This window comes from Microcystis sp. M113S1 (assembly GCF_020246945.1).
Lineage (GTDB): Bacteria > Cyanobacteriota > Cyanobacteriia > Cyanobacteriales > Microcystaceae > Microcystis.
The window spans coordinates 1-9,447 of the sequence record NZ_JADBSA010000184.1 but is presented as its reverse complement, the minus strand read 5'-3'; the positions used below and the strand labels follow the sequence as shown (position 1 = coordinate 9,447).

Sequence of the window (9,447 nt, the reverse complement as noted above, 5' to 3'; positions counted from 1 at the left end):
CTATGGCATATTAGCAGCGGTTGATTTATCCCCAGGATTACGGGAAAAAATTCTGCAAGAAGGGTTTTATGTGGCTCGGATTCATGACCAAGTATTTGAATTAGATATTCCCGATAATTTTCAACCTCGACTTTATTAAAACAGCAATGGCGATGGGAGCATCCCATTTTCGCCAATCGCCTTCTACAGATGGGAAGTTTTCTCCTGAAACTGGCTCACACAGACAATCCCCCAATCCAAAATCCAAAATGAGATGTTCCCAACCCTTCAGGCTTTGGGTACTATCACCCGTCCTCATTTCCTCGAAACTATTCCCCATTTAGTCCCTTTAATCCTTCATTTGGGGGGGGAGGTTGCTTTAAGAGAAGTGTATCAAAGTATTAGGGATGTTAGTCGCTGGTGGCGGTGATGCTCATAAATCAATTAGAAGTGCTACGATCAGCAGAAGCCAGTCCACCATAATACATTTTTTGGCCAAATACAATAATTTCTAGCTAATAAAACAATGGCTCAATTACAAACCCTAATGCCTATACTACAAGAATTTCGCCAAGAATTAGCAAAGTTTTATGGAAAACGGTTAGTAAAACTCATCCTTTTTGGTTCACAAGCGCGGGGTAACGCCAATGAGGACTCAGATATTGATATTATGGTCGTATTAAAAGGCCCCATTTCCCCTGGAGATGAAGTGATTCGGATGGCAGACATCGCTACTCAACTAGACCTTAAATATAATACCTTCATTTCTTTGATTCCCATCGCCGATGAAGACTTTGTTCATCGACAAACCCCATTAATGGACAATATTCGCCGAGAAGGGATTTTCCTGTGAACCAAAACCAAATTTCGTCCTATATCAATCAAGCTAATGAAGAATTAGAAGCGGCCACCCTATTACTTGAAAAAAATTATTATCGTGCTTGTATTTCTCGTTGCTATTATGCCATTTATTGTACAGTCCAAGCTCTGTTAATAGTTAAAAATATCAATACTCGCAGTCATCGAGGGGTACGACAGCAATTTTCTCAACATTTTATTCAAACAGGGGAATTACCATTAGAACTATCAAAAGCGTTAAGAATTACCTATGATTTACGACAATTAGGAGATTATGATCAAGTTATTGAAATAACTAGGGAACAAACACAAATTGCCTGAGAATACGCCACAGTATTTGTAGAACAAGCAATGATCTTGAGCATTTTTTCACTTTAACTACTTAATCTTATGCAGTTTATTGATCGCGCCGAAATAGAAGTAGAAGGGGGTAAGGGAGGTGATGGAATTGTCGCTTTCCGTCGGGAAAAATACGTCCCCGCCGGCGGTCCGGCCGGAGGTAATGGGGGAAAAGGTGGTTCGGTGATTTTCGTGGCGACTCAGAACCTGCAAACCTTGCTAGATTTCCAGTATAGTCGCTATTTTAAGGCCGATGACGGCAAACGGGGCGGCCCCAACAACTGCACCGGGGCCAACGGTAGCGATCGCATTATTAAAGTTCCCTGTGGTACAGTGGTTTACGATCTCGATAGCGAGGCAATTATCGGCGATTTGGTAACTCCCGAACAGACTTTAATCGTGGCCGCCGGGGGAAAAGGGGGATTAGGCAACCGCCACTTTTTAAGTAATAATAATCGCGCACCCGAATACGCTTTACCCGGTTTAGAGGGAGAAAAACGCCATTTACGCCTAGAATTGAAGTTATTAGCGGAAGTAGGCCTGATCGGGCTGCCCAATGCGGGGAAATCCACCCTAATCTCGGCCGTTTCCTCTGCTCGTCCCAAAATCGCCGATTATCCCTTTACGACTCTCATTCCTAACTTGGGAGTGGTACGCAAACCCACGGGAGATGGGACGGTATTCGCCGATATTCCTGGATTAATCGAGGGAGCGCACCTAGGAATCGGCTTAGGACACGAATTTTTACGCCATATCGAACGCACACGCCTGTTAATTCATCTTGTCTCCTTGACATCAGAAGACCCGATCGCCGATTATCAAATTATTCAAGGGGAATTAGCCGCCTATGGTCGGGGATTAGAAAAGCGATCGCAAATACTGGTTTTCAACAAAATTGATGCTGTGGACGAGGAAACGATAGATAACTATCAAAAGCAGTTTGCTAAAATAACCAATGCCGAGATTTTGACTATTTCCGCCGTGACAGGAGCCGGATTAACCACTTTACTCGCCAAAGTTTGGCAGCAATTAGAGCAACTGGAGAGGGTCGAGGTTGAAACCCCTTCCCTGTTTTCCTAAAATCGCTCGTTAGTTGTTCGGCTGCCGGGGTGCGGGTGGTCGGCGATTGCTCGGTCTTCTTTCCGTACCTTCAAAGTTACCATTAGAACGACGGGTGCGGCGCTGTTCGCCTTCATTTTCAGCCGCATAGACTTCTAGATAAAGAGAGCGATCCACACTCGCGGCCGCCATTTCTAGGGTAGTTCTAATCGCCTGTAAATTGCGTCCTCCCCGACCGTAAACTTTGCCTTTATCGGCATCATCGAAGGCTACACGCACCCAAAGACGTTGATTTTCCTTACAGCGCTCGATATCCAATCTCAGACTGGCCGGCTCTTCCAAAAACGGCTCGATAATAAATTTCACCAGTTCGAGATAGTTGGGGGTACTAGGCATTGATTTTCTCGAAAATTTTCTGTTTGGTGAGAATGCTGCGTACGGTGTCCGTTGGTTGCGCTCCTTGTTGTAAGCGTCGGATAATCCCTTCTTCATCCAGACGCACTTCATCGGTGCGGGGATTGTAAAATCCTAATTCCTCTAGGGGACGACCATCGCGACGACTGGTGCTAACGGCCGCAACGATACGATAACTGGCTTCGCGTTTTTTGCCAAAGCGTTTTAGACGTAATTTGATCATGGTTACTAAAAAATTCTCCTTTCCGATTCTAACTCATCCGGACGGTATTTCCACAAGTGGCGATCGAGGGAACGGTCGGCAGCCATTGCATATTATTGAAAATAACGCCGAAAACGAGGGTCTAAATGGTCTTTTTTGTGGCGATTACAGGATAAACAAAGGGTTTGCAGGTTACTAATGTCGTTACTGCCACCTAAAGCTAAGGGAATTATATGATCTATGGAAAGTTGGGACAATTTTTCGGGTTTACCGCAACTCTGACATTGATAATTATCCCTTTGATAAACATATTTTCTCACTTCGATCGGAATCGGGATTCTCGGAGTTTTTGCCATGATAATTACAGCAGGAGACAGGAGAGAGGAGACAGGAGACAGGAGATTGCTTTAATTTATTTTCCTTATTACCTAATTAGTTTTTCAGGAATTGAAGTTAGTTTTTTCGGGATTTTCTCGCAGCATTTGCCGAATCTCCTCTAGGGGTGATTCTGGTTCTTGCTCAATTGTGCTTTCTTCAGGAATAAATTCTAGGGTAATTTTTATTTGACGAGTTTCATTTAAATTCTCAAATCCCTGTTTTTGTAATTCCCGCAGAAATTCCTCCTCATGTTCACCTAATTTTTGAGGCAGTTTTTCTAAAACACCAGAAAAAGTACATTCTCCAGAAGTTTTAACTTTTCCTGTTCTCCAGTCTTTCTCTCCCAGTATTAATACTTTACAATCCTTCCCTTCACTCGGATAATGAAACCATTCAATTTTATTAATTTGACCAAATGTAGAAGAACTATTTGATATATGTGTTCTTAGTCTTCCCTGGGAATTAAAGTTGCCGATATACTCCAAAAAATCTGCCTGGATTTTTTCTTTAAATTTTTTCACTAAAATAACTTCTTCATTTTCAAACATCAATACACTATTATCATCTTCGATAAGGATTTTCTGAGAGTTGTTAAAAGTATCAAGATTCATTCTTTTGCTCCTTAATGACTCAAAGACAAATTACTCGTACTCAACTAAACTAGCGTAGTTATTACCCTCGGTAAACTTGCCAGCGATAGTTATCTTTCCTGAACCAACTTTAACATTACCGAAAAATAAATTACCTGACTTAGTTAAAGGAGTCCAGTTACCCGATGATTGATCAATGATAACCACATCTAAAGCATTAGGTACTTCGATTTTAAAATTTACCAATTGATTCTTAGTTAATTTGGCTATTGTGGGACTATAAAGATAGACATTGTTTTCTTCAAAAGTAGCATAGGTTTTCGGTATAGAAACACCCTTAGCATTGCTGGTGATTCGATAGGATAAAGCATGATTAAAGTTATTTTTATCGGATTTATTTTTAGAGAAAACCATCAAATCATAACTTCCAGCTTGGGGAAAGGAAACTTTAATTATTGCTTGTCCATTGACTCTTTGAATTAAGGGTAAATGGCTATTGATAGGTAAATTATTTTGCTGCAATTGAGCAGAAATCTGGGTGTGAGGAGGAACTTGTAAAATAACTTCTGTTATTCCTGAAGACTGGATATTATAACTATTGTGATTGACTAATTTTATGCCATCTCGAAAAAATTGTGATGTCACAATCGGCCAAGAATCAAATTGTTGTTTTCTATAAACTTTCGGTAATAATTGCCACTGAGTTTGTTCGGGGAAATGACTATAAATTAATTGTGCGGGTGGAGTAGCAAAATAATGAGGATTAAATTGCCGTTGAAATTGATTGTTATTGACTACTCCCGCACCCCAAGTTGCATCAATTAGATACCAAGCATTATTAATTCTGACAGTATTCCAAGCATGGTTAGCATCACTAGCATTGCCCACTAGATAGCCGAATCCTTTAGCATAACCGATAACAACTGCTGATTTTAATCCCATTTTTTCTGCTAAAGCTTGATAAAGATTGGCATACCCTGAACAGACAGCAAAACGATTTTTGAGAACCACATAAGGACTCGCATCACCGTAATTACCCCTTAAAAAACTTGCCACATCGTAGGTAATATTATGGGTAATCCAAACGTAAATAATGCGGGCTTTTTCTGCTTCTGTTTTGGCATATTTAGATAGAATTGTTGCTAATTCTGATAGAGAATTTCCTTGGTAATTGATGCTGCGAGCTAGACGATCAATATTTTGATAATTTCCCTGTCTAACTTGGTGATTATTCCCAGGAATAATTGGCTGAGAAAGTTGCAGATTATTAGTATTATAAATTAAGTTATTGGCTGGTTTAAATGATTGAAAATTCCTGAGCAGTTGAGAACTTTGGTTTTTAAATGCCATCCCAACGGACATTAAAACTAAAAAGATGAAAATCCCTGGAATTGTCCTTCCCGATTGCCGATTCTTACGGCGGCGATAATTTCTTTTATAAGCCATAGTTGCTGCTAATAAAAAGTCAAGATTACCAGTCTTAGCCTGATCTGCTCCTATTATCTCTCAAACCTAACTATTTTTTTGAGATTTTTCTGTGATCTTAATCACTGACAATTAAAATATTAATCTAGCTAAAGTAATAAGTGTGTTAGTTTTGGCTAACACACCCAAAATTAAGATTAAAGTTTTTACCCTTATCTAACCGTAAACTTTCCCATAATACTCTTGATATTCTTTGGATAACAAAGGTTGCCACCAATCCCGATGATCGAGATACCATTGAATGGTTTTTCTTAATCCCCCCTCTACCGTTTCTTGAGGTTGCCAACCTAATTCAGTGCGAATTTTACTAGCATCAATAGCATACCGGCGATCATGTCCAGGGCGGTCCTTGACAAAAGTAATTAAATTCTGAGCAGGTTTCACGGGTAAATCGGGAGCTAATTCATTCATTAACTCACATAACATCATGACTAAATCGATATTTTTTACTTCATTATTTCCGCCAATATTATAGGTTTCTCCCGCTTTTCCTTGGTTAATAACTGTATCTAAAGCTTGACAATGATCCCGCACATATAACCAATCTCGAACATTTTGACCATCACCATAAACGGGCAAAGGTTTACCCAAAAGAATATTAATACACATCAAAGGAATTAACTTTTCGGGAAAATGATAGGAACCATAATTATTAGAGCAATTAGTAATAATTGTCGGCATTCCGTAGGTATGAAAATAAGCTCTCGCTAGATGATCACTCCCCGCTTTTGAGGCAGAATAGGGACTATTAGGAGCATAGGGAGTAGTTTCGGTAAAAGCCGGATCATCTACTCCTAAACTGCCATAAACCTCATCGGTGGAAACGTGCAGAAAACGATAGTTATCCGGTTGATGATTACTTAACCAATGTTGCCGAAAACTTTCTAATAGAGTAAAAGTTCCCACCACATTAGTTTGCACAAAAGCCCCAGGTCCAAGAATCGATCGATCCACATGGGATTCGGCGGCAAAATGGGCAACTGTATCGATATTTTCACCAGCAAATAATTCATCAACTAAAACTCGATCGCAGATATCCCCTTGCAGAAAACGGAAATTCTTTCTATCTTTCAGTGTCGCTAAATTATTCAAATTGCCCGCGTAGGTAAGAGCATCAAGAACAATTACACGATCCTCAGGATAATTCTCGCACCAATGATGAACAAAATTCGAGCCGATAAATCCTGCTCCACCAGTAATTACTATGCTTCTAGCTTGATTTTCTGTCGTCATGGCCACCTCTAGCAAAAGTTTGCTACTTATTTTAGGCCTTTTTGCTTCACACTTCTTCATCAAAAGTGATCTGATCGGAACGATAATCCGGCGGTTCAACGTGAATTAAAATTCTCACAGGGCTAAATTGTTGGGTTAATCTTGCTTCTACCGCTTCCGTGATTGCGTGAGCAGTTTCCACATCTTGAGCGGAGACAACTAGGTGCATTTCTATAAATACCTGTCTTCCCACCACTCCCCGAGATGCGATCGCATGACAATTAAGCACCCCCGGCACCTCCATCACAATTTGATGAATCACTTCAGGAGCGATCGCCATTTCATCCACTAACAAAGGTAAATTCTCCATCAGGACTTTCCAACCACTGCTAAACACCAAAAAAGCGACGGGAAAGGACAAAATCGCATCTAACCATTGTAATTGGGGAATATTAGCCGTATTACCCACCCAAACCCCCACTAAACCCAATAAAACCGTAATTGTCACCCACACATCACTCATGGTATGACGAGCATCGGCAATCAAAATCGCACTACCGACACGCTGCCCCACCGATCTTTCATAATAAGTAACAAAAATATTCACCCCTAAAACGATAATTAATAGCCATAACTCAGGACCGGCAATCTCGATCGGTTTGCCTCCTTTGATAATACGCATGATCGCCCCTTGCAAAATTTCAAAACAGGCAATCCCCAAAAAGGCGGCGATCGCTAAAGCTCCGATCGCTTCGTATTTCAGATGTCCGTAAGGATGATCTCGATCGGGATAGGGAGAGGAAAACCGCATCGCTACCAATCCCAAGACATTATTCGCACTATCGGTGACACTATGGAGAGCATCCGCTTGCAGACTTAAAGCACCAATTCTCAAACCCACCCACGCTTTGATCGCCATAACCAAAATGTTCAGCATCAGGGTGATCCAGAGAACCTTTTGGACGGTAGCCCGATTATCTCTTAAAACAGCCACAGGATTATCAGTTTTTTAGCTATCAGTTATCAGTTATCAGTTATCAGTTATCAGGGAAATTTCAACTAAAACCCCAAAAACCCAAAAACCCAACTATTTGAGGGTTTAAAAACGGCAAAAATAAGGATTAAATTGCCTAAAGTCTCTAAATAGACCATTTAATTGATTATTATTCATTTTTAATTTTCCTGACTACTGACTACTGACTACTGACTACTGACCCTAACAACAATTTTTGATTTTTACAAGAGGTCTAGTCAACAACAATTGATTATCTCCTCAAATAACAGACTCCCATCGGTCAAATTGAGCAGCGGATCGGCAGCGCGTTCGGGATGAGGCATCATTCCTAGCACATTTCCGGCTTTATTGGTAATTCCTGCAATATTATTTAACGATCCGTTAGGATTCCCTGACTCATTTGCCTCTCCTGTGGCAGTACAGTAACGAAAGAGAATTTGTCCGTTATCCTCCAGAGATTTTAACGTATCTTCTGCGGCATAATAACGCCCTTCCCCGTGGGCAATCGGCAAATTAAGCACCTGTTGCGGTTGATAACCTCGCGTCCAGACAGATTGATTATTTTCCACTTTTACCGGCACTCGATCGCAGATAAAATGTAAATCGCGATTACGAATTAACGCACCGGGTAGCAGCCCAATTTCCGTTAATACCTGAAAACCGTTACAGATGCCTAAAACTAATTTACCTTTTTCAGCTTCTTCTCGGACAGTTTTCATCGCTGGCGAAAACCGAGCGATCGCACCACAGCGCAAATAATCGCCGTAACTAAATCCCCCCGGCACCACGATCACATCCAAATCCGCTAGCTCCGTCTCTTGATGCCAAACATAGCGGGTAGGTTGCCGAAAAATCCCCTCCGTCACCGTTGCCACATCTCGATCGCAATTCGATCCGGGGAAAACAATAATCCCAAACTTCATAATTTTTAACTTGGTTAATTCATTTTGCAAAAAGCTCTCAACAGATGGGTGTTGGTTGTTGGTTGTTGGGTGTTGGGGAAATAAAATTGTCTTTTATCCCTATCCCCTATCCCCTAATCCCTATCCCCCATCCCCTAATCCCTATCCCCTATCCCCCATCCCCTAATCCCTATCCCCCATCCCCTAATCCCTATCCCCTATCCCCTATCCCCTATCCCCTAATCCCTATCCCCCATCCCCTAATCCCTATCCCCTATCTCCTGACTGACAATGCAAATCAAAGCGATAATTTTCAATCACAGGATTAGCCAATAGTTGATCGCACATTTGAGCCAATTGAGCGCGAGCGCTGGTTTCGTCCGCTGCTGTCACGGTAAGCTCAATATACTTACCAATTCGCACCCCGGCTACAGTATCATAACCTAATTGCTTTAATCCCGATTCTACGGCCGTACCCGCCGGATCGAGCACCGAGGGGCGCAGGGTAACATAAATACAGCACTGATAATTTTTTGGCATAGAATTAACTTTGATCGCTGACCTTTTTGATATGAAATCCCAACGCAACCGATCGCAAGAGCGCATTATCCACTTACTCAAAACCTTAAATCGGGCAGTATCCGCTCAGGAATTGTTTGTGGAACTCCGTCAGCGTGACCAAAATATGGGGTTAGCCACTGTTTACCGCGCCCTAGAATCCCTAAAACTACAGGGAGCAGTGCAGGTGAGAACCCTAGCCACAGGAGAATCCCTCTACAGTTCCGTTCAGCAGGATCAACACCATCTTACCTGTATTCATTGCGGTCGGTCTATCGTCTTTAATGAGTGTCCCGTTCATGAATTGGAAGAAAAACTCGAAAAATCACACCAATTCAAGGTTTATTACCATACTCTCGAATTTTTTGGCCTTTGCGATCGCTGTCAACCTGGTTAAGTAGGGTTTGCGGCAAAAAGTTTTTCGGTGGGGGTTGGGGGTTGGGGGTTGGGGGTTGG

The 9,447-nt window shown here is 41.6% G+C and carries 14 protein-coding genes and 1 pseudogene; 6 read left to right on the top strand and 9 right to left on the bottom strand.

Annotated elements, in window-relative coordinates; all coding sequences use genetic code 11:
* The 5 genes and pseudogenes from IM319_RS09435 to obgE all read left to right on the top strand — a co-directional run.
* Window positions 1-139: pseudogene (locus IM319_RS09435) on the top strand (DUF3782 domain-containing protein); the annotation flags it as partial.
* Between the two features lie 114 nt (window positions 140-253).
* Entirely contained in the window at window positions 254-409 is a 156-nt protein-coding gene (locus IM319_RS09430) for a hypothetical protein (protein ID WP_287735400.1), read from the top strand.
* A 96-nt stretch (window positions 410-505) separates the two neighbouring features.
* Entirely contained in the window at window positions 506-832 is a 327-nt protein-coding gene (locus tag IM319_RS09425) for a nucleotidyltransferase domain-containing protein (protein WP_287078039.1), read from the top strand.
* The gene (locus IM319_RS09420) at window positions 829-1,158 is read left to right on the top strand and encodes a HEPN domain-containing protein (protein WP_002762465.1); all 330 of its coding nucleotides are present in this window, start codon (window positions 829-831) and stop codon (window positions 1,156-1,158) included. Before IM319_RS09425 ends, IM319_RS09420 begins: the two co-directional genes overlap by 4 nt.
* Window positions 1,159-1,227: 69 nt before the next feature.
* A complete protein-coding gene (gene obgE, locus IM319_RS09415) occupies window positions 1,228-2,256 on the top strand; it encodes a GTPase ObgE (protein WP_287078038.1) in 1,029 nt (342 codons plus the stop codon).
* 9 nt (window positions 2,257-2,265) lie between these two features.
* Here obgE and IM319_RS09410 read toward each other — a convergent pair whose 3' ends face one another.
* From IM319_RS09410 to purS, 9 genes are all read right to left on the bottom strand, one after another.
* Entirely contained in the window at window positions 2,266-2,631 is a 366-nt protein-coding gene (locus IM319_RS09410) for a KH domain-containing protein (protein ID WP_287735398.1), read from the bottom strand.
* A complete protein-coding gene (gene rpsP, locus IM319_RS09405; RefSeq protein WP_002736858.1) occupies window positions 2,624-2,872 on the bottom strand; it encodes a 30S ribosomal protein S16 in 249 nt (82 codons plus the stop codon). The genes IM319_RS09410 and rpsP overlap by 8 nt, the downstream gene beginning before the upstream one ends.
* A gap of 92 nt (window positions 2,873-2,964) precedes the next feature.
* On the bottom strand, window positions 2,965-3,207 hold the full coding sequence (locus IM319_RS09400; protein WP_287735396.1) for an HNH endonuclease: 243 nt from the start codon (window positions 3,205-3,207) through the stop codon (window positions 2,965-2,967).
* Window positions 3,208-3,291: 84 nt separating this feature from the next.
* A complete protein-coding gene (locus tag IM319_RS09395; RefSeq protein ID WP_287735395.1) occupies window positions 3,292-3,840 on the bottom strand; it encodes a KGK domain-containing protein in 549 nt (182 codons plus the stop codon).
* A gap of 30 nt (window positions 3,841-3,870) precedes the next feature.
* Window positions 3,871-5,265, bottom strand: a complete 1,395-nt coding sequence (locus IM319_RS09390; RefSeq protein WP_287735394.1) for a transglutaminase domain-containing protein — start codon at window positions 5,263-5,265, stop codon at window positions 3,871-3,873.
* Window positions 5,266-5,460: 195 nt separating this feature from the next.
* Window positions 5,461-6,537, bottom strand: a complete 1,077-nt coding sequence (gene rfbB, locus IM319_RS09385) for a dTDP-glucose 4,6-dehydratase (protein WP_287078033.1) — start codon at window positions 6,535-6,537, stop codon at window positions 5,461-5,463.
* 46 nt (window positions 6,538-6,583) lie between these two features.
* Window positions 6,584-7,510 carry a cation diffusion facilitator family transporter gene (locus tag IM319_RS09380; RefSeq protein WP_286827268.1) on the bottom strand — a complete coding sequence of 309 codons (927 nt, stop codon included), beginning with the start codon at window positions 7,508-7,510 and terminating at the stop codon, window positions 6,584-6,586.
* Between the two features lie 257 nt (window positions 7,511-7,767).
* Window positions 7,768-8,454, bottom strand: coding sequence for a phosphoribosylformylglycinamidine synthase subunit PurQ (gene purQ, locus IM319_RS09375; protein WP_287078040.1), 687 nt, complete (start codon window positions 8,452-8,454; stop codon window positions 7,768-7,770).
* Between the two features lie 246 nt (window positions 8,455-8,700).
* Window positions 8,701-8,973: a phosphoribosylformylglycinamidine synthase subunit PurS gene (gene purS, locus IM319_RS09370; protein ID WP_287079735.1), complete on the bottom strand. Its 273-nt coding sequence runs from the start codon at window positions 8,971-8,973 to the stop codon at window positions 8,701-8,703.
* A gap of 31 nt (window positions 8,974-9,004) precedes the next feature.
* Here purS and IM319_RS09365 point away from each other — a divergent pair, with 31 nt between their 5' ends.
* A complete protein-coding gene (locus tag IM319_RS09365) occupies window positions 9,005-9,388 on the top strand; it encodes a Fur family transcriptional regulator (RefSeq protein ID WP_287735391.1) in 384 nt (127 codons plus the stop codon).
* Window positions 9,389-9,447: the final 59 nt, after the last annotated feature.

Excerpts from the sequence above, each read along its gene's own strand:
- IM319_RS09390 (WP_287735394.1), bottom strand. The coding sequence starts at position 5,265 with ATGGCTTATAAAAGAAATTATCGCCGCCGTAAGAATCGGCAATCGGGA.
- obgE (WP_287078038.1), top strand. The coding sequence starts at position 1,228 with ATGCAGTTTATTGATCGCGCCGAAATAGAAGTAGAAGGGGGTAAGGGA.
- IM319_RS09400 (WP_287735396.1), bottom strand. The coding sequence starts at position 3,207 with ATGGCAAAAACTCCGAGAATCCCGATTCCGATCGAAGTGAGAAAATAT.
- IM319_RS09425 (WP_287078039.1), top strand. The coding sequence starts at position 506 with ATGGCTCAATTACAAACCCTAATGCCTATACTACAAGAATTTCGCCAA.
- purQ (WP_287078040.1), bottom strand. The coding sequence starts at position 8,454 with ATGAAGTTTGGGATTATTGTTTTCCCCGGATCGAATTGCGATCGAGAT.
- IM319_RS09365 (WP_287735391.1), top strand. The coding sequence starts at position 9,005 with ATGAAATCCCAACGCAACCGATCGCAAGAGCGCATTATCCACTTACTC.
- rpsP (WP_002736858.1), bottom strand. The coding sequence starts at position 2,872 with ATGATCAAATTACGTCTAAAACGCTTTGGCAAAAAACGCGAAGCCAGT.
- IM319_RS09395 (WP_287735395.1), bottom strand. The coding sequence starts at position 3,840 with ATGAATCTTGATACTTTTAACAACTCTCAGAAAATCCTTATCGAAGAT.
- IM319_RS09410 (WP_287735398.1), bottom strand. The coding sequence starts at position 2,631 with ATGCCTAGTACCCCCAACTATCTCGAACTGGTGAAATTTATTATCGAG.
- IM319_RS09430 (WP_287735400.1), top strand. The coding sequence starts at position 254 with ATGTTCCCAACCCTTCAGGCTTTGGGTACTATCACCCGTCCTCATTTC.
- rfbB (WP_287078033.1), bottom strand. The coding sequence starts at position 6,537 with ATGACGACAGAAAATCAAGCTAGAAGCATAGTAATTACTGGTGGAGCA.
- purS (WP_287079735.1), bottom strand. The coding sequence starts at position 8,973 with ATGCCAAAAAATTATCAGTGCTGTATTTATGTTACCCTGCGCCCCTCG.